Below are 26,336 nucleotides of genomic sequence, written 5' to 3' on the forward strand. Positions count from 1 at the left end.
TTTTTTAATTTTATTTAATTAGATGTGTTCCGTTAGAAAGTTTAACAGAATATATTGAACAGTCTGTGCCAAATTTATTTTTATAGGCTTCAGAAATAAAAATTTTGAATGATGCTGTTTCTGTTTTCTCTATCAAATTGATAGTACAGCCACCAAAACCACCACCCATCATTCTAGCTCCTAAAATCTGCTTATTTAACTTAGCTTGTTGTACAAGAAAATCCAATTCATCACAACTCACTTTATATTGTTTGGATAAGCCTTCGTGTGAATCATAAATTAAAGCTCCTAAAATTTCTAGATCGTCATCTAATATAGCTTGTGAGGCTTGTATAGCTCTATTGTTTTCTTGAATAACATATAATGCTTTTTGATAGTTTTCAGGAGTTACTTGAGCTTTAATTTTAAGTAAATCGGCTTCCGAAGCATCCCTTAATGCTTTAATACCTAATAATGAAGCAATATTTTCACAAGCAGAACGTCTATCGTTATAGGCACTATCAGACAAACTGTGCTTTACGTTGGTATTAATAAGTATTAATTCATGTTCATTAAAGTTAATTTTAAAAGGTTTGGCTTCTACCGTTCTGCAATCTAATAATAATGCATTGTTTTCAATGCCAAACATACTAGCATATTGATCCATAATGCCACAGTTAACACCCACATAATTATGTTCGGCTTTTTGTGAGATGAGAATCATTTCAGTTTTAGACAATCCTAAATTAAAAAGTTCATTCAAACCAAACACCACGCTGTTTTCCAATGCGGCAGAGGAAGACATTCCAGAACCTGCTGGAATATCACCACTAAAGGCAATATTAAAATTTTGAATAACTTTATTTCTATTTTGTATTTCGGCAACAACGCCCAACACGTAATTTTCCCAACTGCCTACAGAGGAAGGTTTAAGTTTGTCTAATTCAAACGTTATACTTTCGTTCATATCTATAGCATAAGCCGTAGATGTTTTTGCGTCATTTTTTTGAATGGCGGCTATAATACCTTTATCTACGGCTGCGGGAAACACAAAACCATCATTATAATCGGTATGTTCGCCAATAATGTTTATTCTTCCAGGAGAAAAAATCATTAACGGTTCTGATTGGAATTTATTAACGAAGCTTTTTTTTACTTTATCAATTAGTGCTGTATTCATTTTTAGTAGGTTATATTATTTATAATGAATTTCTTAGTATTAAATCATTTATATTTTCTATTTGTAATTGTTCTTTGTTAAGTATCATTTTTGCTAATCGTTCGCCCATTTTATTAAAATCTGTAGAAATTGTTGTAATCCCACCTTCAACTATTTCTTTTAATAAGGTGTCATTATATGAGATGATACCAATGTCTTTTGAAAGGATTAATTTTCCTTCTTTAATTTTTTTGATAATTCGTAACAAGTTCTTATCATCTGGTATCACATAAGCTTCTCCTTTAATATAGCTTCTGTTTTGTAAAGAGTTAATAACATCATGATTTATTTTATTGGTTTTGCAAAATTTTTTAAACCCCTTAAGTAGGCCTTTAGGTTGTCGATCTTCAGAAAAAAGGAAAATTAATTTAGTGTATTTTTTAATTAGTGCTAATGCTTTACTAAGGTTGTTATAAATGTCTTTTTCAAAATTTTGATAGATACCTGAATATTGTGATAATTCAGGGTGTGTTTGATCTAAAATATAAACCTTGTCTTTAGGTAATTTTTCAATAGCCAAGTTGGTGTTCTTTAAATTAGCGGGCATGATGATGTAATAATTGTAAGCTCCCATGTTCTCGTAAATTAGTTTACCAAACATTTCATCATTAAAATGATGGAAATAGGTATCTACGCGTATGCGGTCTCCAAGGTTATTAATAAAGGAACTATAAAGATCTTCTTTAAATGAATTGAGCTCGTCAAATAACAAGAATACTTTTTGCTCAACATCTATCGTGTCGTTTAAAACGTAATAACCTTTACCTACTATTGATTGAATGATGCCTCTTGTTTTTAGGTCGTTGAACGCTGTTAAAACAGTATCTCTTGAAAGTTTGTGAGAATCTCTAATGCTATTTATAGATGGTAGTTGGTCTCCTTTTTTTAGAGCGCCAGAAACTATGGCATTTTCAATAGATGCTATAATTTGTCTATATTTAGGAGTTCCTGTTTTTTTTCTTACGCTAATTAGACTCATGTTGTAAATATATATAAACTTTTAAAACAAACTAGTAGGTGCTAGTATGTTTTTTATAATATTTTACTTATTAAGTTCAGAATCTTTTAGTTAAAATATTTGTTTAATACTATAATTTGTTTATTTTTGGAAAACCAATCTGGTTTACCAATTTTTTTCACCGAAAAATTTTCTATATAAGAGGCTGTCTGAAAAGTGCCATTCTGGGTCATATTGAGCCTGTCGACATATTTAAACGTATTGATAATCCATATCAGTTTCGACAAGCTCAACCTGACAAAGTAAATAAAATACACTTTTCAGACAGCCTCTTTTAATTTAAAGAAATGAGATAACATTAAACTAGACTCTATGATAACGAGACGAGACTTTATATCAAAAACAGCTTGTGCAGCAGGTTTTCTACCTTTTTCTGTTTTGCCTTATCAGCAGTTTATGAGTGAGCAATCAGACAGCGGATTGGATATAAATATTTTCTCAAAGCATCTTCAATTTTTAGATTACCAAACTACAGGAGAAATGGCTGCAGAAATGGGTTTTTCAGGAGTAGATTTAACTGTACGGCCTAATGGGCATGTACTTCCAAAATTGGTAAAAACCGATCTCCCAAAAGCGGTTCATGCGATTAAAGCAAGTGGTGTTAACTGTAAAATGATTACTACTAGTATCGAAAGTGTTGAAAACCCCTTAGATATCGATATTTTGGAAACTGCAGCTTCAGAACATATTTCTTATTACAGAACGAATTGGTTTAAATATAAAGAAGAGGTATCCCTGCCGGATTCTTTATTATTCTATCAGAATGAAATAAAAAAGTTAGGTGATTTAAACAAAAAACTAGGATTGATAGGTTGTTATCAAAATCATGCAGGGGTTAGTGTAGGCGCATCATATTGGGAAATACGAAAAATTCTAGAAACTGTAAATTCTAAATATTTTGGAACACAATATGACATTCGTCATGCTATGGTAGAAGGAGGCTATTCTTGGGAAAACGGATTCCAGCTTTTACATCCAAATATAAAAGTTATTGTTTTAAAAGATTATAAATGGGGCAAAGTAAATGGGAAATGGGAAGCCATAAATGTGCCTATAGGAGAAGGTATGGTAGACTTTAATAAATATTTTAAATTACTTAAGAAACATAATTTAAAACCTCCTGTATCATTGCATTTGGAATACGATTTAGGAGGAGCTGAACAAGGAGATCGAGAAATATCTGTTGATAAAAAAGTAGTGTTCGATGCCATGAAATGCGACTTGAAAAAAGTAAAACAATTATGGGAAAATGCCTAGAATAATTAAAATTATAAAATATTAATTCAGAATTAAAAATACAAAAATGAAAAGATTTTTTTATACCTATAGCATGCTTATTTTTTTGGTGTCATGCCAATTAGTAGCTCAAACAAACAGTATAAAAGTTACTAACACAATTGAGCTAAACCGCGCTATTAAAAATAGCAAAGCTGGAGACCATATTGTGATGGCAAATGGTATCTGGAAGGACATTGAAATTAAGTTTTATGGGAATGGTACTAAAGAAAACCCTATTACGCTAACAGCAGAAGAAATTGGAAAAGTAACTATGGAAGGTATTTCTAATTTAAAACTAGGAGGCAGCTATTTAATAGTAAACGGTTTATATTTCAAAAATGGATATACACCTTCTAAAAACGTTATTCAATTTAAAATAGATAACGATTTAATTGCTAATAACTGTAAAGTAACCCAGTGTGTAATTGAAGAGTTTACGCAACTAGACCGTGATATTAGCGACCATTGGGTAGAATTTTGGGGAAGGCATAATGAGTTAAGTCATTGTTACCTTACTGGAAAATCCAATTTTGGACCTACCTTAATGGTGCAGTTAAAAGGCAATGAGCATGTAAAAAATTACCATCAAATCATCAACAATCATTTCGGACCCCGACCTCGCAAAGGAGGTCCGCATGGAGAAACTATTCAAATAGGTGACAGTGGTACGTCTATGACGCCTTCACATACTTTTGTTGCAAACAATTTGTTTGAACGTTGTAACGGTGAAATTGAAATTATTTCAAGCAAATCTAATTTTAATGAATTTAGGAATAATGTGTTTTTTGAAAGTGAAGGTTCTTTGGTGTTAAGACATGGGAACTACGCAACCATAGATGGAAACATTTTTATAGGCAACGATAATTCAGATAATATTGGAGGTATTCGTGTTATTAATACAGGGCATTGGATTACTAATAACTATTTCTACAAAATAAAAGGTAACGAATTTAGGAGTGCTTTAGCAGTGATGAATGGTATTCCAAAATCACCTTTAAATAGATACAATCAGGTTACTGATGTGGTTGTAGCTTACAATTCGTTTATAGATTGTAAATCGCCTTGGCAATTTAGTGTGGGATCTAATGTGAGTCAAAGTGATGTATTACCAGCTACCGAAATTCGTTCGGCTAGACCAGAGCGTGTTGTGATTGCTAATAATTTCATCTACAACCAGATTGTAGATGAAAACCCGATAGTAAATTATGATAAAGTTGATGGTGTGACTTTTAAAAACAACATCATAAACAATGAAAATAAAAGCGAGGTAAAACCAGAAGGTTTAGAAAATAAAACTGTTTCAATTGCTAAAAAGGGTAGTAACTTATTTGTTTCAAATGAAAACATACATGATATTTATGCTGGTTTCGATTTTGAAACGGTTACTAAAGATTTATTTGGAAATAGCAGAACGTCAAAAAATAATAACATTGGTGCCATTGTAAATCCTGTTAAAGAGAATGCCGTTTTAATTGATAAAACCAAATATGGTACCAATTGGTTTTTGTCTAACCACGTAAAAACCAAATCTAAAACGATCAACGTTTCAACATCTGAAGAGCTTATTAGTGCACTTGAAAAAGCTAATAAAAACGATGTGATTGCACTTAAAAATGGTGTCTATCAATTAAAATCTAGTTTAGTAATTAAAAAGCAAGTTTCAATTATATCTACTAAAAAGAATAAAAAAACGGAGTTGATTTTTTCTTCAGATAATACAGCTTTCGAGATGCTTCCTAAAGGAAACTTAATTCTTGAAAATGTTATTCTAACAGGAAATAAAACTCAAAACACCTTTAACACTTTAGATAAAAACATGAGTAAGGCTTATAATTTATTCCTTGATAATGTTGAAATTAAAAATTTTAAATCTGTTTTAGAAGTGTCTAAAGGATCGTTTGCAGATACTATTTTAGTTGCTAATTCTACTATTAAAAACTGCGAACGTGGTTTTATGCTGAATAAAGAAACCAACGATGGAGGTGATTATAATGCAGAATTTGTAACCATTACCAACACTACTTTTGATAACATACAAGAAACAGTTTTAGATTATTATCGAGGAGGTTACGATGAATCTACCATAGGTGGGAATTTAACATTAACAAACAACACCATCACCAATTCTGGAAAAGCTGAAAAAGACAGTATTTTAATAAAAAATAGAGGTATCGTAAATGTAGAGTTATCTAAAAATACTTTTAAGAATAACTCCGTAAAGCTCATCGCTATTCTATGGGGTGAGAAGGGTCAGGAGCCAGGAGAAAACACCATTTTGAATTCAGGTAAAATAGAAGTGGTTCAAAACTTGGAATTGAAGTTAATGTATTAAGTTTTTAAAATGAATTGGCTAAAAAACGTTCTGATTATTATCTGTTTCATTTGTTTCCAAATAACGAATGCTCAAACGATTCTTTCAAATGAAGTTATTGAAACAAATAAACTTGCAAAGTTATTAAAATCCGATGTGCAACAATCTTTAGGAGGTATTACTACTATTTCAAAAGGCAGATTAGCACAATATTTTCGTGAGAAATTTTCTGAACGTTATTTTTATAATTGGAAGCAGTTTAATACGCGATTTGAAGCATACAAATCCATTTACCCAAATGCAGAAATTGCACATACAGAAAATGCCTTAGATCACCTTTCAAAATTTGCTGATGCTACAACATGGAAATTACCATTTGATTATCAAAATGGAGCACCTGTTAATGCTTATGCACTACGCCATTTGGCACGTCAACATAAAATGTTAGACATTGCTTTTTATTACAACTATCAAAATAAAAACGCAGACTATTTAAACTATTTCAAAACCCAATTAAAATCATTAAACACGGCTTTATTGGCTCATGATTATGAAACCATTGAAGACGGTAATGGGGTTTATGAAGCGTTTAGGTCGGGATATCGTATTTTAAACTGGCTAGAAATTCATAATATGTTTTTGGGTGAAAATGGTTATTCTGATGAAGACCAGTTAGTAACCATCGCTACTTTATTACAACACGGAGCACATTTGTATGAGACGAATGAGGCGTTTGTGCCTGGTAACCATCAAACAAGAGGCATGTCGGCATTGGCCATGCTTTCCATTCTGTTTAGAGATTTTAAAGGGACGAACAAATGGTATGAACGTGCCATGAACCAATTGGAAGCGCATTTAAATAAAGAAATAAATGAAGATGGGTTTCAGTTTGAACGTTCAGTACATTACCACATGAGCGACATTGATAATTATTACTATGTATATCAACTAGCAAAAAATAGTCAGATAAACGTGAGTGATTTCTGGGAAAGCAAGTTGAAATCATTATTTACAACCTTAACAAAAATTGCTTATCCAGATAAATCGGCTCCCGTATTCTCAGATGACACATCGCCGCCCTGGTCTGAAAAAAATGATATAGCAGGTGCATTAACATTAGGGTATTTGTTATTTGAAGATCCTGAAATGGGCTATTTTGCTAATAACCATGTAGACCAAAAAATATTTTGGTATGTAAGCGATTCACAATTAAAAATGCTAAATAATATTGAATCGAAAACTCCACATTTTAAATCGGTTATATTTCCAACAACAGGATATTACATTATGAGGGAAGGTTGGAAAAACCATGACAAAGTGATGGTTATTTCTAACGGATTGGATAAGGACAAACCAGACCATCAACATGGCGACATGTTGGGTGTGCAGGCTATGGCAAATGGGCAGGTTATTTTGCCTAATTATCAGGTTCGGTATTCGCTTAAAGATTTAGAATTCTTTAAAAACTCCATGGTTAAAAATGTGGCTTTGGTTGATAATGAGTTACAAGGAAAACAGTACACATCAAATCAAGGCGGTAGTGGTTTTGGTAAGTTTAAAGAATTACCCCAACCAAAAACGATTGCATGGAACAGTACTGAAAATTTAGATGTTTATATAGGAAGTCATGATGGTTTTGAAAACATAAATGTAAAATACACAAGGCAAGTTATTTATTTAAAAGACGATTTTTGGATTGTAAAAGATAATTTTAAATCTGATAAACCGCACACTTACAAGCAAATTTGGCAAGGACATTACAGTTTAGAAACAGCGCCAAATTTATTGCGTTCTACTTTTAATGATGGTTCTGGTAGTGATATTTATCAATTAATGGGTGTAGATTCTGTAGTTACTTCTGGTGCCAGAGGAAAGGAATGGGCAATAGTTTCAAAAAGGAATAAAACTGATTTCAACTTTATAACGGTTATTTTTCCTTTTGCTAAATATGATAGTAGGATTGATGAAGAAAAAAACGATCCTGAATTAAAAGGATGGAAATTAAATAATTCCAAATGGAAAACTGAAAGTAATCAAGCAACATCGTTAACCAAAGGAGATTGTACTGTATTCTTTTCAGTAAAAAAAATAGAATTAAGTAAGCTTAAAATAACGTTTTCAGAAGCAGCAGATGTGTTTGTAAAACGAGATGATAATACACTAACCATTCAATCTTTAAACACGAAATCATTACAGTTAGAGGTTTTAGGTGTGAAGGAGAAAGGTAAAGCCTCTTTAATTCCAGGAAACCAGTTAATTTTTACATTAAAACTATAGATGAATTTAAACAAGGTCATATTTATAATGGGAGTTTCAGGTGTTGGAAAAAGTACTATTGGTGCATTACTTTCTGCCGAATTGAATATACCATATTTTGATGGAGACGATTTTCATTCAGAAGAGAATATTTCAAAAATGTCTAACGGAATGGCCTTAAATGATGAGGATCGGCAAGGTTGGCTAAAAATATTAAATAACCTTGCGAAAGAGCAAATTAAAACGACTGGCTGTATTATAGTGTGTTCTGCCTTAAAGCAAAAATATCGCGATATTCTAAATCAAGATATTATAGAGAAAACAAATTGGGTTTATTTAAAGGGAAGTTTCCAGCAAATTAAAGAACGCATGGAATCGCGCTCAGGTCATTTCATGTCGCCGCAATTACTCGTTTCTCAATTTGAAACTTTAGAAGCACCTAAAAATGCTATTGATATAGATATAAGTTTAACCCCTTTAGAAATTATAAATACATTGAAAAACACATTGGTAGAAAAGTCTGAATTCGGATTATTTGGATTGGGAGTTATGGGAAAAAGTTTAGCTAGAAATTTAGCTAGTAAGGGATTCAAACTCTCTATGTTTAACAGACATGTTGCAGGCGCAGAAGAAGATGTTGCAATTAATTTTAAAAATGAGTTTGAAGAATTAGCAACATCAAAAGCCTTTGATGATTTAGAGTTTTTTGTAAACTCGTTGCAAACTCCTCGGAAAATGATGCTCATGGTAAATGCTGGAAAAATAATAGATAGCGTTATTGAAGATCTATTACCATATTTATCCGAAGGTGATATTTTAATTGATGGAGGCAATTCCAATTATAAAAACACCAAAGAACGTTGTGATTATTTAAAATCTAAAAACATCTATTTTATAGGTGCTGGCATATCGGGAGGTGAGGAAGGCGCCTTAAAAGGACCCTCTATTATGCCTGGAGGGAATAAAGAAATTTACAAACAAGTACAGCCATTTTTAGAAGTCATTGCAGCTAAAGACATGAATAATTTACCCTGTTGTACTTATATTGGAGAAGAAGGTAGCGGACATTTTGTAAAAATGGTACACAATGGTATCGAGTATGTTGAAATGCAATTATTAGCAGAAGTTTCAACCATTTTAAAAACCTTGGGAAATAATCCAGATCAAATAGCTGCTATTTTAGAATCATGGAAACCAAGCGTTAATAGTTATCTGCTGGAAATTACTATTGATATTTTTAGAAAGAAAGAAGAAAACGACTGGCTAGTTAATAAAATAATGGACAAAGCAGGTAATAAAGGCACCGGAAACTGGACGACCATTACTACTGCAGAATTGGGTGTTCCGAGTACTTTAATCGCATCGGCTTTGTTTGCACGTTATACTTCATTTTATAAAGAAGAAAGAGTAGTTGCTAATAAAAATTTTGGAGGAAATAGAAACCTCAAACCATCATTAACTGGTGATGAAATTTTAAAAGCGTACCAATTTTCTAGAATTATTAACCATTACCAAGGATTAAAATTGATTTTTGATGCGGCAAAATCGTATCAATGGGATTTAAATTTAAGTGAGATAGCGCGTATCTGGACCAATGGGTGCATCATTAAATCTGATTTAATGTTCGACTTGGTGGATATTTTAAGAGAAGCTCACAATATTCTTACAAACCAAAAAATTGTTCACACATTAACTGAGTTGAAACCATCCGTAAACAAGGTGGTTTCAGAATGTGTTTTAGCAGAAATACCGATTTCATGTTTAAGTGAGTCTGTGAATTTTCTAAACATGTATTCAACTGCAAATTCTTCTGCAAATATCATTCAAGCTCAACGTGATTATTTTGGTGCTCATACATACCAAAGAATAGATGACGATTCAGGAAAATTCCATCACAGCATTTGGAAATAATATCCAATAATTAACTATTAAATACTAAAAATTGACACGATGCCAACACCACAAACTAAAAATTCATTTTTGAAAAAAATTATTGCGATTGTTTTGGGTTTTGGTCCGGGCATTTTTGCAATAGGTTATACTATTGGTACAGGTAGTGTTACTTCCATGATTGTAGCAGGAAGTAAATTTGGTATGCAGCTGTTGTGGGTTCTTTTATTAAGCTGTTTTTTTTCAGGAGTGCTCATGTTTGCCTATGGTAATTATGCCTTAATTACAGGTGAAACGGCACTTTATGGTTTTAAAAAGCATTTAAAGTTTGGAAAGGTTTTAGCTATTTTAATTATTGTTGGTATCACTTTTGGACAATGGAATTCACTCATGGGGATTTTAGGAATTTCTTCCAATATTATCTATGAAATTTTAGCCATTAATTATGAAGGTATCGTGGCATATAAATATGAAACTGTATTAGCTATAGCCGTTTTAGTAATTGTTATTTTTTATGCCCTCATGCTAGTCGGTAAATATACTTTCTTTGAAAAAATTCTGGTCATTTTCGTTACGTTGATGGGGTTGTCTTTTATTATTTCTCTCTTTTTTGTGCAACCACTTCCAATAGATGTTGTTAAAGGATTAATACCAACCATTCCAGAAGTACCAGGAGGTAAAATGTTAGTAGCCGCTTTTGTTGGAACGACTATGGCTTCAGCAACGTTTTTATCAAGACCGCTTTTTGTAAAAGGAAAGGGATGGACAATCAAAAATTTAGATCAACAAAAGAAGGATTCAATTACCGCAGCCATATTAATTTTTATAATTAGCGGAACTATTATGGCAGTTGCCTGCGGAGCTTTGTATCATCAAGGTAAAGTTGTAACACAAGTGTTAGATATGGCGAATACGTTAGAGCCCGTAGCCGGTAATTTGGCGGTCAGCATTTTCTTTTTTGGAGCTTTAAGTGCGGGATTATCTTCTATTTTTCCATGCTTATTAATTGCACCTTTATTGGTAGCCGATTACCAATCGGGTGAATTAGATACCAATTCTAAGCAATTTAGAATTATTACAGCCATTGCGTGTATGGTTGCTTTAATTGGCCCATTATTGGGAACTAATCCAATACAAATTCAAATTTTGTCGCAAGTTTTTAATGTGTTTGTTTTACCTATTGTGGTACTTGGAATCATCTTAATGGTCAATAATAAAAAAATAATGGATGGTTATAAAACGGGTATGGCAGTAAATTTAGGCTTATTTTCTGCATTTATTTTTTCCTGTATTATTTCATATAATGGTGTTTTAGGCTTGTTAGAGTATTTCTAAAGACTCTTCAAACGTTAAAATTAGTTCCAAATTTTGTCAGCTCATTTAATAAATGTATATTTGGTAAACCAGTTTGGTAAACCAATTTTAAAAAATAGCTATGTTTTCTCGAAAATCACTGATAATAGTAGGACTTATTTTTTGTTGTTTAATTTCATGTAATACCAAGAAAAATAACGAAGGTTTAGTTACAAATATTTCAGAATTCAACGAAGCGGTATCAAAAGCAAAACCCGGGACAACAATAACTTTAGCCAATGGTGTATGGCATAATACTGAATTAATTTTTGAAGGTAAAGGAACTAAAGAAAATCCAATTACACTTACAGTTGAAAATAAAGGACAAGTAACTTTAGAAGGTGCTTCGAACTTAAAAATAGCAGGGGAGTATTTAGTAGTTGAAAGTTTAGTTTTTAAAAACGGATTTACACCTACTAACGAAGTTATCTCTTTCAGGAAGAATGAGAATGAATTGGCAAACTATAGCCGCTTAACAGAATGTGTGATTGATAATTTTAGCAATCCGCAACGTGACGAACAAGATTATTGGATAGCTATTTATGGAAAAAACAATAGAATAGATCATAACCATATTTCAGGAAAAAGAAACTTAGGAGTGACCCTGATTGTTGGTTTAGATACCGAAGCGAGTAGAGAAAATTACCATCAAATAGACCATAATTATTTTGGACCACGACCCACTTTTGGAAATAATGGGGGTGAAACACTAAGAATTGGCACGAGCCACCATGCTTTAGAGAATTCCAATACGTTAGTGGAATCAAATTACTTTGATAGATGTAATGGCGAGCATGAAATTATTTCAAACAAATCCTGTAAAAACACCTTTAAATATAATACGTTTTTTGAATGTACAGGAACTTTAACCATGCGTCATGGTAATGAAACTATGGTAGATGGTAACATGTTTATCGGAAACGGAAAACCAAGCACTGGAGGAGTACGGGTAATAAACGAGAAACAAACAGTTATAAATAATTATCACATAGGATTAACAGGATACCGCTTTAGAGGGGCGTTTGTTATGATGAATGGAGTGCCAAACTCCCCCCCAAACCGTTATGTACAAGTTACAGATGCCGTTGTAAAAAATAATACCTTCATTAATTGCGATAATATTCAATTATGTGCTGGAAGTGATGCTGAACGAAGTGCCCCACCTATTAATTCTGAAATAGCTGATAATATTTTTTATCACGAATCAAAATCTAATTTATTTACAGTTTATGATGATATAAGTGGAGTTACTTTTAAAGATAACATTTCAGGCTTAAATATTGAAACAGGTATTTCTAACGGTTTTGGAAAAGCAGATATCAAATTAGTAAAAAATGAAGCCGGATATTTAATCCCAGAATCTAATGGTATACCATATAAAGTAGTTATTAGCTCTCGTATTGCTACTAAAGAAAATACAGGAATAAGCTGGTATTCTAAATCAGATAATAACATGGCTTTAAATTCTGGAACAACTATTAAAGTAAATCCAGGATTAAACACTTTGTTCGATGTGGTTCAAAATTCAGAAGCAGGTGATATTATTGAACTTTCATCAGGTACATCATATTATTTAACCAAAACAATCAATATAAAGCATCCATTGTCATTTACAACTGGGGGAAATGAAAATGCAGTTATTTTCTTTGAAAAAATGGCCGCTTTTGAAATACAAAATAACGGGAGTCTGTCTTTAGAAGGTTTAACCTTCGATGGAGCCAAATCTCCTGATTATGCAGGGAATTCTGTTATCAGAACAAGTAAGAACTCTATGATTAATAACTACAAATTGTTTATTAGCAATTGTAGTTTTAAAAACTTAATAGTGAACCATTCGTTTGATGTGGTTAAAGTATCTAAAAATACTTTTGCAGACACTTTAAGTATTCAAAATTCAACATTCAATAATATTACAGGGCATATTATAGCCTTGGATAAGGAAACTGATGATATTGGGGCCTACAATGCCGAATATGTTATCTTGAAAAATAATGTTTTCAAAGATGTTCAAGGTGCCGCTTTAAGACTTTATAGAGGAGGTACAGACGAAAGTACTTTTGGACCATTTTTAGAATTACAACATAATGTGTTTGATAATGTTGGACATGGAAAACGAAATAAATATAATGCGTCTGTTTCGTTATATGGGGTTCAGGAAAATGATATTTCAAACAATATTTTCGTCAATTCGAAAGCCATAAATATGTATTTGGTAGTTGGAGAGCCTATCGTTAACGTCTTAAGCAATAATCTGTTTAATTCGGATAACCTTGTTGTTACAGGCGAGCAAAAATATACTGTTAAGGATTTATGGAATTTAAATCCTGAATTTATAGAAGGTACTTATCAATTGCATGATAAATCACCTTTAAAAGGTAAGGGATCAGATGGTTTGGACCTTGGTTTAATTTCTAAAAAATAAATATGTTTTTAAAAAATAAGATACAACTGGTTTTAGTTATTTTAATATTCACTGTGATTTCTAGCAAAGCACAAACAAGTCCAATTTCTAACGTAAAAAAATCAAACAAACAAGAACATCCAAGCTTAATATTAACAAAAGTAGGTGTTGAAAAAATAAAAGCTCAATTAGGTACGGTACCTCTGTTCGATGAAACTTTAGCCAAAGTAAAAGCCGAAGTAGATACTGAGATTTCAAATGGTATTGAAGTACCTATTCCAAAAGATTTTTCTGGTGGTTATACACATGAACGACACAAAAAAAACTTTCTAATATTGCAAAAGGCAGGTGTTTTATATCAGATTTTAGATGATGAAACTTATGCTAAATACGTAAAGGATATGCTTTTGGAATATGCTAGAATCTATCCAACACTTCCTGTGCACCCACAAACAAGATCGTATGCACGAGGCAAATTATTTTGGCAATGCTTAAACGATTCTAACTGGTTAGTATATGTGAGTCAAGCTTATGATTGTGTATATAATTATTTAAGCAAAAAAGAACGCGAACATTTAGAAAAAGACCTTTTTAAACCTTTTGCAAATTTTATTTCAGTTGGAAACCCACAGTTTTTTAACCGTGTGCATAACCACAGTACTTGGGGAAATGTAGCAGTTGGCATGATTGCATTGGTTATGGAGGATGATAAGTTATTAGAAACCGCTTTATATGGATTAAAAACAGATAATATAGATCCTAATGCCAAAGATAATGATGGTGGTTTCATAAAAAAGAAGGGTCAAAAAGTGGGATTTCTAGCCAATTTAGAAGAACCTTTTTCACCAGACGGCTATTATACAGAAGGCCCATATTACCAACGCTATGCTATGTATCCATTTTTGGTTTTTGCTGAAGCCTTACAAAATGTAAAACCAGAACTTAAAATTTTTGAATATAAAAAAGGCGTACTACTAAAATCGATAAATACTCTATTGAACTTAACGGATGCCGATGGTCATTTTTTCCCATTAAATGATGGGCAAAAAGGAATGTCATATTATTCTAGAGAATTAGTTTCGGCGGTAGATATTGGCTACTATTTTGGAGGCAATAAAACAGATCTATTATCCATTGCGAAAGATCAAGGCGAAGTGTTGTTAGATGATACAGGTTTATCTGTAGCTCTTGGAATCCGAGATGGATTAGAAACACCATTCATTAAAAAGTCCATTGATTTATCTGACGGAAAAAATGGTGATGAAGGAGGGGTTGCCATCTTAAGAGCAAATAGTACAAAAAGAGAGCTTAGTTTGGTGATGAAATATTCGGCTCAAGGCTTAAGTCATGGGCATTACGACAAATTATCTTTTTCTTTATACGAAGGAGGGAATGAAGTGATTCAAGATTATGGAATGACACGTTTTGTAAATATACAACAAAAGGGTGGCGGTAATTATTTAAAAGAGAATACCACATGGGCAAAACAAACTATTGCTCATAATACTATAAATCAAGATGAAACATCGCATTTTGGTGGTGAATTTGAAACGGGAAGTTTGCATCATTCTGAAAAATATGTGTTTGATGTTTCTAATCCCAATCTGCAAATTATAAGTGCTAAAGAAGAAAATGCGTACCCAGGCACTAAAATGCATAGAACTATGGTGCTTATAAAAGAGGCGTCTTTCGAGAACCCATATCTTCTTGATATTATTAAAATTAATGCAGAACATGAGCATCAATATGATTTACCTTATTATTATTTAGGGCAATTAATGACCACAAATTTTGATTATATAATACCTGAAACTTTAAAACCTTTAGGAACTAAAAATGGGTATCAACATTTATGGAATGAGGCTGAAGGCAAATCGGAAACAAGTAATGCAAAAGTTTCTTGGTTCAATAAACAACGTTTTTATACACTTACATCGTTAGTTTCAAATGAAGATGACTTAATATTAGTAAGAACAGGGGCTAACGATCCCGATTTTAACCTAAGAAGAGATCCTGGGTTTATCATCAGAAAAAAAAATAACAAAGACACTTACTTCATCAGCTTGATAGAATCGCACGGACATTACGATCCCGTTAGTGAAATAGCCACCAATGCATTTAGTAACATCCTAAATTTAAATATGATATTCAGTAATGATGAATATTTAGTAATAAGTATTGAAACTAAAAATGAACAAAAAAGCTTGTTTTTGTTTTCAATAAAAGACAATTTAAAAACTAGTAAACATCAAATAAAAACACAAGATAAAACCTATGAATGGGTGGGTGCTTATCAATTAATTAAAAATTATTAAAATAACATAATATGAAAACTTTTGGAGCAAGTAAAGAATTTTTAATGGGAGACGAGATTCAATGGGAAACTGTTGGAGCTGGTGTTCAAAGAAAAATAATGGGATATGATGACAAAATCATGCTAGTAGATGTGAATTTTGCTGAAGGTGGTGTAGGAACAATGCATGAACATTACCATTCGCAAGTTACGTATGTAGTAAGCGGCGAATTTGAGCTTACTATAGGTGATAAAACAAAACTTATGAAAGCAGGTGATGCCTTTTATATACCACCACATGTTATGCATGGTGCCATTTGCAAAAAAGCAGGAAAATTAATTGATGTTTTTAGTCCAATAAGGGAAGATTTTATGCAGTAAATTCATTTTATTCAGAGCTTGTTTTTGTTAAATATGTGTATTGTGACATTTTTTTTATTAAAAAAATTGTTTTTAAAATTTTTTTGCGTATATTTGGTAAACCAATCTGGTAAACCAATTTGGTTTTCCAGAACAATAAATTACAGAAACTATATTCTATAATTTATAAAATAAAAAAAAGGACAGGTGCACACCTATCCTTTTGAGTAATTTACTTCTTTTAGGAGGGAAGTAAAACATAACACATGTATCACTTTAATAAAACATGCTTAGCAAAAATACAAAAAAAATGTTGAGAATTAAGTTGTTTTAAAGGGTGAATATTTTTAATTAAGTTGTACTAAAACATGTGAATGGTGCAGCAAAAACTAAACAAACTTTAAACATTTAATTATGAATTTAAAAAACAAGTTGGCTCTTATTGCAATATTGCTTTTCAATGTTTCAGTATTTGCACAAAACATCACTGTAAAAGGTCAAGTTGTGTCGGCAACAGATAATATACCAATTCCTGGTGTAAATGTTATTGTTGCCAATACAACTACAGGTACTACTACCGATTTTGATGGAAACTATCAAATTCAAGTGAACAGTGGAGATGTATTACAATTCTCTTATATTGGATTTGTTACCCAAGTTCAAGAAATTAAAGATCAAAAAACTATTAATGTTTCTTTAAAAGAAGATCTAGCAACTTTAGATGAAGTTGTTGTGATTGGTTATGGTACTCAAAAGAAAAGTCATACTACAGGTTCAATTTCTAAAGTAGTAAATGATGATTTAGATCAAATAGCAATGGCAAGGGTAGATGATGCATTGATAGGGCAAGTTTCTGGGGTTAATATTCAAGCAACTGATGGTGAAGCAGGAGCAGCGCCTACTATAAGTATTAGAGGTGTGGGATCTATGGCCGGTGATTCAACGCCCTTAGTAGTTGTTGATGGTGTGATTGTAGGTTCTGATTTTTTAGGGTCTTTAAATATGAACGATGTAGAATCGTTTGAGATTTTAAAAGATGCTGCTTCTTCAGCGATTTACGGTTCAAAAGGTGCTAATGGTATTATCATGATTACTACAAAAAGTGGTAAAGAAGGAAAAACAAAATTTAGTTATGGTACGTTTACAGGTTATAAAACAGCAAGACATAGTGATGCTTATACGTTTTCAATAGCAGAGACTGCAGCAGCAGAAATGGCAGAAAATGGTGTTCTTTCTAATCAAACGTTGTATAAAACTTTAATTGGAGTAGACCGTTCATGGCAAGATGTGATTTTCGATGGAGGTCTAATAAAAAATCATTCTTTAAGTGTAAGAGGTGGAAACGATAAAACAAAGTTTAGTGTGGGTGCTAATTACCTACATGATGAAGGTGTTTTATTGACTGACGATTATAAAAAGTATGGGATAAGCCTTAAAGTGGATACGAAGGTTAATGAAAAATTCTCGTTTGGAGCAAACCTTTCACCATCTTATACCAACAGAAGGCGTTTTGACGGTTCTACCCATGATATATTAAGACAAACCAACTGGTTGCCACTGTATCATGATGCGAATACTATACGATTTGTAGATAGAAATGCATATCCAGACGTTCAAGTTGGAGATTATGCACTTCAATATCATTTTGATAATTATGATTTATTTGGTGATGGAACAACATCTGTTGATATTAGCAATACATCTAATACAAACCCTGCGGCAAAAGTTTTAGAGCGAAATCGTAAGGATAAAAAGTTTAAACTTTATGGAAGTATATATGGTAAATATCAAATTATTGATGGTTTAAATTTTAGAACAACATTATCTGGATCTTTTCAAGATACTAAAAGAATTAGATGGCAAGGTGTATTATCTAGTAGAAATGGAGCTTCAGGAGCTGAGATGAATGAAATTAGTCAAAGAGAAATTTATATGATTTCTGATAATTTCTTGTCTTATGATAAATCTTTTGGAAAACATGATTTAAGTATTCTTGGGGGTTTTTCAGCAGAAAAAAGAGATGCATTTTTCTCAACTATTACAGGTACAGGATATACATCAGATGCTGTACAGCAAATAACAAATGCTACATTAATTGCTAATGCAGATGCTTTTGAATGGCAAAAAACAGGACTTTCTTATGTCTCAAGGTTAAACTATGCTTATGCAGATAAGTATTTGGCCTCTTTCAGTTTTAGAAGAGATGGTAGTTCTATTTTTGGTAAGGATTTTAAATATGGTAATTTTCCAGCTGCATCTATTGGATGGAATATAGGTAAAGAGGACTTTTTACAAGATAGTGATGTTGTAAGTTCTTTAAAGCTTAGAGCTAGTTATGGTGTAACTGGTAATGACATCCTTAACACGGGTAGTGTTGATCCTGATTCAAGTAGTAGTACAAGTTCTTTAAGTACAGGTAATGTTTTAGTTGATTATTATCCATCATTAGGTTTATTGGGAGCGACAACAGCAGTAGTTGGAGGAAACTTGGTTGCTGGATTTAACCCCATAAATGTTGCAAATGCAGAATTACAATGGGAACGATTAGTAGAAATTAACCCTGGTATCGACTTTGGGTTTTTTAACAATAGAATTTCAGGGTCTGTAGATTGGTATCAAAGAACGAGTGACCAATTACTCTTGAATAATCCAATTTCAGTAACAACAGGTTTTAACGCAGCTCTAGTAAATCTTGGAGAGGTGAGAAATGAAGGTATTGAAGTTGAATTTAGAACCAGAAATATTACTAACGAAAAATTTAGATGGTCTTCAACAATTATTGCCACGTCAAACAAAAACACGTTAGTTGATTTTGCTGATTCAAATGGACAAATTACCAATGTAGATGAGAAAAGAGCAGCAGAGTGGATTAACTTAGAAGGGCAACCCATATCCACTTTCTATGGTTGGGTAGTTGATAGAGATATACCTTTAGAATATATTAATAATCCATACCATCCAGTAGGAGGAGAGGCACAAGATGTGTATGTGAAAGATTTAAATGGAGATGGTATTATTGATGATGAAGATAAAGCAGCTCTTGGGGATCCATATCCTAACTTAATATGGAGTTTTACTAACGAATTTAAAATAGGAGCTTTCGATTTTAGTTTTATGTTTCAAGGTTCTCACGGTGCTGAGGTTAGAAATATGGGAGACCAATATATTTTCAACCATTTTAATAGTAGTCAAGATTTTAATCCATCTACAACACCTGATCAGCAATTCATTAAAGAAAAAATATTTACTGACGATATCATTCAAGATGCATCTTATATCGCTTTAAGAAATGTAAATATAGGATATGAATTTCCTAAAGATATGATTTCAAAATATGGTATTTCTGGTTTGCGAATTTATGCTTCTGGACAAAATTTAATGTACAAAACAGCAGATGATTATACTGGTTTTAACCCAGAGTCTATAGACAGAACAAGCCCAACTTCATATGGATATCAAAGAGGAGGATCACCTATTTATAGTACAATATCTTTAGGACTAAATCTTGATTTTTAATTAAAATGGTTAATAAATTAATAAAATATATTATGAAACATATAAAAGTATTAGTAATGCTTTTGCTAGGAATAATAATTATTTCCTGTCAAAGCGATTTTTTAGAACCAGAGCTTACATCTGGTGTTGTCTCAGCGGAGTACTACACAACAACAGAAGAGGTTGAAACAGCGGTTATTAATATGTATGATGGCATTCAAGGAGTAAATTCAACCAATACAGATGACAATCATGGTATCCAGATTGAATTTTATGTTACTGAAATGCGAAGTGATAATACGAGAACCAAAAGTCAAGAAGGTGAAGCTGCACAGTTTGAATCTTATAGAGTTGCAGCAACCAATGGTATTGTATCTGATTATTATGCAAGCTTTTATAACGTTATTTTTAGAGCTAATATCGTATTAGATAATTTGGGAGTAGTAACCGATCCTAGTAAGGCAGCAGCTTTCGAATCCGAAGCTAAATTCGTTAGAGCTTATGCTTATTTTAATTTGGTGCGTTTGTTTGGAGATCTACCCTTAGTAGATAGAGTGATCTCTCGTTTCGAAACTGATATACAATTTACAAGGGTGTCCACGGACAAAATTTACGATCTCATAATAAGTGATCTAGGAACAGCAGTTACAGGTTTGGATAATACTTATAAAACAAGAGCATCAAAGGCAGCAGCTCAGGGCTTGTTAGCTAAAGTATATTTAACTAGAGGAGAATATCTTAAGGCACAAGTTTTATGTGAAAGCATTATTAGTCTTAGTCCAGGAACTTTTGGTTTGTTAGATAATTATAACGACGTGTTTTATACCGAACGCCATAAAGAAATCCTCTTCGCTATAGGGTTTACGCCTTCATTAACCAGTGACAGTCAAAGCTTTTCTGCAGAAATGATGAATGGTGTAGGTCGAACTTCGGGTGTTAATTATGTTACAGATGATGCTAAGGCCATCTTTGCACAATATGGAGGTAATAGAACTCAATATTCATTAAGAACCGATCCAAGTCAAACAACTCAAACACAAGTAGCAAAATACTTTCCTAATGGTGACAGCGGAGGATCAACTGGGAAAAAATTTACTGAAGGAGATCCCACACTAGCCGGTAACGACTGGATTGTGTTGCGTTATGCTGATGTGTTATTAATGCATGTAGAAGCTATTATGGGAGCAGGTACAGAAACCAATACGGATGCGGCATTAACGTCTTTTAACTTAATTAGAAATAGAGCCGCCATGCCACTTAAAACAATAGGTGTTGATAAAATTACCAAGCAAGAGTTATTGGATGAAAGACGTGTTGAGCTTGCTTTTGAAAATCATCGTTTATTTGATCTTATAAGATTTGGAGAAGCAGAATCTGTACTGTCTGCTTTATCAGCCGCAAATGGTTATGGATATACTTCATCTGATCTTTTACTACCAATTCCCCAAAATGAAATTAATATAAGCCAAGGGGTAATGAAACAGAACCCATGATATTAAAAAATAATTTTCATAATAATTAAAAAAAATAATCATGAAAAATAAACTAAAAATTATAACTACATTCCATAGGTCTATATCGATGAGTTTAATGGTCTTGACATTATTTCTTATGTCATCATGCGACCCTTCGTTAAGCGGTTTGGAATATGATTTGCCAGAAACAAATTCTAAGGCAGACGAAAACCCTCCAGAGGCAAATTTTCTTATTTCTGTAACAAAAAATTATTTGGCATATACATTTGCAAATAGTTCTACAAGTTCTACAGATTATATTTGGGATTATGGTGATGGAAATACATCTACGGGTGTAGATGGTTCTAATACTTTTCCAGGAGAAGGTACCTATGTTGTAACCTTAACAGCTACGGACAAACTAGGAGTTTCAAGTACAAAATCTGTAGAGGTTATTGTTGTAATGCCTCCTGTTTCAGATAAGTTGCTTCCTATAATACAAGAGCCTGGTTTTGATTTGGGTGATGCCAATGGTGCTCCTGATGGAGATAGCAGGCTGGCATGGACAGCGCCAAGTACAATGGATAAAATTGGTACAAATAACCCTTTAATAGCCATTACTAGTACTAATTTATCAGAGCCATGGGCAGCTAAAATTGATGTGGATTCTGATCGGTTTGGGTATCAAGAATTGTCTGAAATGAGTCCTAACACAGATTATGTATTAACCTTTTGGTATAGATTTAATGATAAAACAGCCGATCAAACAGATGGATCATTGCGTGTTTCTATGATTAAACCAATAACATTGTATAGTGAGTTAGCCACCAATACGGTAGCTTCCATTACTATAAATGGATCAGCAGACAATGAAAAAACATGGACGAAAGGAACATTAGAGTTTAATTCTGGAACAACGACAACGTTAGTTATCTTTTTTGATAATGAAGTTGAAGAAATTGCTTTGGATAATTTTGATCTTGCAATAAAGTAATACTTTAGTATAAATGATGAAATTTTATCGAAAAGAATTCTTATTAATAGCTATTATATTGCTATCTGTCAATGCTACTTGTCAAGATAATACAAGTAGTGTTACAGATGCGGATTCTAAAGTTGAAAAACGAAGCAAAAAGAAAAAAAGGTACAAGTTATCAAACATTGATTTAAGTCACTGGAGTGTTACAACACCAGAATTAAATGAAAAAGGGAAGGCAACTAATATTGAGCCACCTGAAATTTTAAATTATGCTTCAGACGAGAGGTTGTTAAAGTATATGTATAATGATTCAACTAGCGGAACATTAATGTTTTATGCGTACCCAAGCGAAGCCACAACAGCGAATACTAAATACTCACGATCAGAGTTGCGAGAGCAAATGGTACCTGGTAACAATGCTGTTAATTGGACGTTTGCACAAGGAGGTACTATGAAAGGGAAATTGGCGATGGAAGATGTTTCAAAGGATGCAAATGGTAAATATCATAAAGTAATCATCATGCAAATACATGGCCGCTTAACAAACAAACAACGTGATTTAATTAAGCAAAAAGATAATAACGCGCCTCCAATTTTAAAAATTTATTGGCAAGATGGTAAAATACGAGTTAAAACTAAAGAGCTTAAAGATGTAAGTGTCATTGGTGATGCATTATTACATGAAGATGCTTGGGGGGATGACGAAGGTTTTAATTTTGAACAAGAAGTAGGCTTTGGAAAATTCACATTGGAAGTAAGAGCATCTGATGGAAAAATGGTTGTGGTATTAAATAATTCTGAATATAAAGTTTATGAAAATATTCACATTAAGAAATGGGGTGTTTTTGAAAACTACTTTAAAGCAGGAAACTACTTTCAATCGAGAGATGAAGGGGCATTTGCTACAGTAAAGTATTACGAATTGGAAGTAACCCATTAATTTTTTTTTTAATAAAGATATTAGTTTAAGTTTTTATATATTTTTAGGGTCTTAAGTGTGGTTTACCAATTTTAAATAAAATTATATGAATTTAGAAATATTATCAATTAATGAGAATCAAGAGTTACAAAATATTGTTATTGATAAAATACGAGAATTAATTAATTATAAAAATTTAGAGCCTAACGATAAATTACCTTCAGAACGTATGTTGTCTGATAAGTTTGAAGTTAGTAGAGGGGTGGTAAGAGATGCTATTCAAAAGCTTGAGTTTTACGGGTTGTTAAAATCCATTCCACAAAGTGGAACATTTGTAGCAAATGTAGGAGCCATTGCCATGAATGGTATTGTTGATGATATTTTAGAATTAAAAAGACCAGATTTTAAATCATTGGTTGAGACTAGGATTCTGTTGGAGTTAAAAACAGTAAAGTTAGCATCATTAAGAAGAACAGGAGAAGATTTGAAACGAATGAAAAGAGCACTTAATGCTTATTCAAAAAAAGTATTGAATAACGAAAAGGCAGTTCAAGAAGATTTGCTATTTCATTTAGCAATAGCAAAAGCAAGTAAAAACAGTACCTTGAATACGTTTATGTTATCTATAACACCTGAAATAATAACCAATTTTGCAAAGTACCATGTTTGCGATGAAGATTTGGCTATGTCAGGAATAGACGAGCATACAGCTATTTATGAGGCTATAAAGAATCAAGACCCAACTCAGGCTAAGGAAAAAATGAAAATACATTTTAAAACATTATATCAATATTGTTATAATAAATAATAAAAAGAATCAAGATTTGATGATGCACAGCGTTAAGTTTTGATAAAGAATAAATATTTAGGAGGATAGTATTACTTAATACAGTAGTTGTTTAATAAAGCATTTCTTCACATAAAAGCGAGAAATACTTGTAGGCATTACTTCAATGAGTAATCAATAAATAATTTAATATAGTACTAAGAATGCATGAATTTACATTCTTATTATCTCTTATTGAATAAGGTCATCTGATAACTATAAACAAATAATTATGAAAATTAAAGGACTGCGTTGGTTGATTATTGCATTAATATTTCTTGCAACAGTAATTAATTATATAGACCGAAGTGCGCTTTCAATTATGTGGGGAAATGAAAATGTGGATGGGTCTATATCCAAATCATTGGGACTTACAAAAAATGATTATGGTTTAATTTTAAACATATTTATGGTTGCTTATGCGTTAGGGCAGCTATTTTCAGGAAAAATATTTGATAAAGTAGGTACCAGAATAGGTTATGTATTAAGTATTGGGATTTGGAGTTTATCAACCATATTACATTCTACCATAAGAGGGTTCTATTCCATCGCTTTTTTTAGAAGTACTTTAGGCTTATCGGAAGCAGGAAATTGGCCAGGAGCTGTAAAAAGTAATGCGGAATGGTTTCCAATAAAAGAACGTGCCATCGCACAAGGATTATTTAATGCAGGAGCCTCAATCGGTTCTGTAATAGCGCCGCCATTTATAGCAACTCTTTTTGTGGCGTTTGGTTGGAGAACAACATTTATTGTGGTTGGGTCGCTTGGACTGTTGTGGATTATACCATGGTTATTAGTTAATAAAGCAGGTCCGAAAAAACATCCTTGGATAACAGAGGAAGAGAAAAAGTATATATGTGAAGGTCAAAGTTTAGCAGACCAAAACGCAACCGAAGAAACTAAAGGATTAAGTCTTAAGGAAATTTTATCTCACAAAGAATCATGGGCAATAGTAGTAGGGCGATTTTTTTTAGAACCTATTTGGTGGCTTTTTGTGGGCTGGATGCCTATATATCTTTTTGATGTTTATGGGTTTAATGTAAAAGAGGTAGGTATGTTTGCTTGGGTACCTTACGTTGGTGCAGCAATTGGAAGTATCGCTGGAGGGTATGTATCTGGTAAAATTATAGCAAAAACAAACTCCATTAATAAAGGTCGAAAAATAACCATTTTAATTGGTGGTATCATCATGATTATTGGTTTGATATCTACCGTATTATTTGCCTCAACCCCAGAACGTTTTGTATCCATTGTATTTATAGTATTGTTTGGTTTTCAGTTTGCTATTGGAAATGTACAGACCTTACCAAGCGATTTATTTAGTGGGAAATCGGTAGGTTCTTTAGCAGGATTAGGAGGTATGGTTGGCGTATTCTCTGTAATTATAATGAACTTTTTAGTCCCAATAATAGCGGAAGTATCATATACACCTATTTTCATAGCCATAGCCATATTTGTGCCTCTGGGTGTAGGTGCTATATATTATTTTGCAAAAAACATAGAATCATTAGAGTAATTATAACATTAATAAATTAAAATTCAAGAATATGAGTAATTTAAAAGGAAAAGTAGCTATTGTAACTGGAGGAGGACGTGATATAGGACGTGCAGTTTGTATTAAATTAGCAAAAGAAGGAGCTAAGGTCGTTGTTAATTATTTTGATAGCGAAGAACATGGTAAAGAAACCGTTAAGAACATTAAAGATAATGGCGGACAAGCTATTGCCGTATTTGCAGATGTAACTAAACAAAAAGACATTGATAATTTAGTAGCCAAAACAGTGGAGGCTTTTGGAAATAAGGTAGATATTTTAGTTAACGTAGCTGGTGGTCTTTTTGGGCGTAAAACTATTGATGAAATTGACGAAAATTTTTACAACCTTATTATGGATGTAAATTTTAAATCTACAGTTTTTGTAACTCAAGCAGTTGTACCTTTAATGGGAGAAGGCGGAGCTATTGTTAATTTCGCATCTCAAGCAGGAAGAGATGGAGGAGGTCCTGGAGCATATCTTTATGCAGCTTCAAAAGGAGCTGTATCTACTTTTACAAGAGGATTGGCTAAAGAATTGGGACCTAAAGGGATTCGTGTTAATGCACTAAACCCAGGTATGATTGCAACTAAATTCCATGACGATTTCACAAAAGATCAAGTACGGGTTAATGTAGCAAACTCTACCCCTTTAAGACGTGAAGGGCGTGCTGATGAAGTAGCCGATTTAGTCGCTTACCTTGCAGGAGATGAGTCTTCTTTCTTAACAGGAAATAATGTAGATATTAATGGTGGTTTAGCATTTAGTTAATA

The 26,336-nt window shown here is 32.5% G+C and carries 17 protein-coding genes; 15 read left to right on the top strand and 2 right to left on the bottom strand.

Features of this window, described 5'->3' with window-relative positions:
• Positions 1–10 precede the first annotated feature (10 nt).
• Together galK and QLS71_RS14245 are read right to left on the bottom strand one after the other, a co-directional pair.
• Positions 11–1,159 carry a galactokinase gene (gene galK / locus QLS71_RS14240; RefSeq protein WP_308993344.1) on the bottom strand — a complete coding sequence of 383 codons (1,149 nt, stop codon included), beginning with the start codon at positions 1,157–1,159 and terminating at the stop codon, positions 11–13.
• A gap of 19 nt (positions 1,160–1,178) precedes the next feature.
• Positions 1,179–2,177 carry a GntR family transcriptional regulator gene (locus tag QLS71_RS14245; RefSeq protein WP_308993343.1) on the bottom strand — a complete coding sequence of 333 codons (999 nt, stop codon included), beginning with the start codon at positions 2,175–2,177 and terminating at the stop codon, positions 1,179–1,181.
• 351 nt (positions 2,178–2,528) lie between these two features.
• On the opposite strand from QLS71_RS14245, the gene QLS71_RS14250 reads away from it, so the two are divergent.
• The 15 genes from QLS71_RS14250 (at position 2,529) to QLS71_RS14320 (ending at position 26,334) form a co-directional block, all read left to right on the top strand.
• The gene (locus QLS71_RS14250) at positions 2,529–3,473 is read left to right on the top strand and encodes a TIM barrel protein (protein ID WP_308993342.1); all 945 of its coding nucleotides are present in this window, start codon (positions 2,529–2,531) and stop codon (positions 3,471–3,473) included.
• 46 nt (positions 3,474–3,519) lie between these two features.
• Positions 3,520–5,826: a chondroitinase-B domain-containing protein gene (locus tag QLS71_RS14255; protein WP_308993341.1), complete on the top strand. Its 2,307-nt coding sequence runs from the start codon at positions 3,520–3,522 to the stop codon at positions 5,824–5,826.
• Positions 5,827–5,835: 9 nt separating this feature from the next.
• Positions 5,836–8,082, top strand: coding sequence for a heparinase II/III family protein (locus QLS71_RS14260; protein ID WP_308993340.1), 2,247 nt, complete (start codon positions 5,836–5,838; stop codon positions 8,080–8,082).
• A complete protein-coding gene (gene gndA, locus QLS71_RS14265; RefSeq protein WP_308993339.1) occupies positions 8,083–9,972 on the top strand; it encodes an NADP-dependent phosphogluconate dehydrogenase in 1,890 nt (629 codons plus the stop codon).
• Between the two features lie 69 nt (positions 9,973–10,041).
• Complete coding sequence (locus QLS71_RS14270) at positions 10,042–11,286, top strand: Nramp family divalent metal transporter (protein WP_308993338.1); 1,245 nt, start codon at positions 10,042–10,044, stop codon at positions 11,284–11,286.
• 100 nt (positions 11,287–11,386) lie between these two features.
• Positions 11,387–13,726: a polysaccharide lyase 6 family protein gene (locus QLS71_RS14275; protein ID WP_308993337.1), complete on the top strand. Its 2,340-nt coding sequence runs from the start codon at positions 11,387–11,389 to the stop codon at positions 13,724–13,726.
• A 2-nt stretch (positions 13,727–13,728) separates the two neighbouring features.
• The gene (locus QLS71_RS14280; protein WP_308993336.1) at positions 13,729–16,020 is read left to right on the top strand and encodes an alginate lyase family protein; all 2,292 of its coding nucleotides are present in this window, start codon (positions 13,729–13,731) and stop codon (positions 16,018–16,020) included.
• A gap of 11 nt (positions 16,021–16,031) precedes the next feature.
• Positions 16,032–16,379 carry a cupin domain-containing protein gene (locus tag QLS71_RS14285; protein WP_308993335.1) on the top strand — a complete coding sequence of 116 codons (348 nt, stop codon included), beginning with the start codon at positions 16,032–16,034 and terminating at the stop codon, positions 16,377–16,379.
• Between the two features lie 393 nt (positions 16,380–16,772).
• Positions 16,773–19,874 carry a TonB-dependent receptor gene (locus QLS71_RS14290; RefSeq protein WP_308993334.1) on the top strand — a complete coding sequence of 1,034 codons (3,102 nt, stop codon included), beginning with the start codon at positions 16,773–16,775 and terminating at the stop codon, positions 19,872–19,874.
• Between the two features lie 32 nt (positions 19,875–19,906).
• Complete coding sequence (locus QLS71_RS14295; RefSeq protein WP_308993333.1) at positions 19,907–21,346, top strand: RagB/SusD family nutrient uptake outer membrane protein; 1,440 nt, start codon at positions 19,907–19,909, stop codon at positions 21,344–21,346.
• Between the two features lie 40 nt (positions 21,347–21,386).
• On the top strand, positions 21,387–22,301 hold the full coding sequence (locus QLS71_RS14300) for a PKD domain-containing protein (protein WP_308993332.1): 915 nt from the start codon (positions 21,387–21,389) through the stop codon (positions 22,299–22,301).
• Between the two features lie 16 nt (positions 22,302–22,317).
• Entirely contained in the window at positions 22,318–23,226 is a 909-nt protein-coding gene (locus QLS71_RS14305) for a polysaccharide lyase family 7 protein (protein ID WP_308993367.1), read from the top strand.
• Positions 23,227–23,311: 85 nt separating this feature from the next.
• Entirely contained in the window at positions 23,312–24,013 is a 702-nt protein-coding gene (locus QLS71_RS14310; RefSeq protein WP_308993331.1) for a FadR/GntR family transcriptional regulator, read from the top strand.
• 250 nt (positions 24,014–24,263) lie between these two features.
• A complete protein-coding gene (locus QLS71_RS14315) occupies positions 24,264–25,547 on the top strand; it encodes an MFS transporter (protein ID WP_308993330.1) in 1,284 nt (427 codons plus the stop codon).
• A gap of 31 nt (positions 25,548–25,578) precedes the next feature.
• Entirely contained in the window at positions 25,579–26,334 is a 756-nt protein-coding gene (locus QLS71_RS14320; protein WP_308993329.1) for a glucose 1-dehydrogenase, read from the top strand.
• The last annotated feature ends 2 nt before the right edge of the window (positions 26,335–26,336 follow it).

The organism is Mariniflexile litorale (genome assembly GCF_031128465.2).
GTDB lineage: Bacteria > Bacteroidota > Bacteroidia > Flavobacteriales > Flavobacteriaceae > Mariniflexile > Mariniflexile litorale.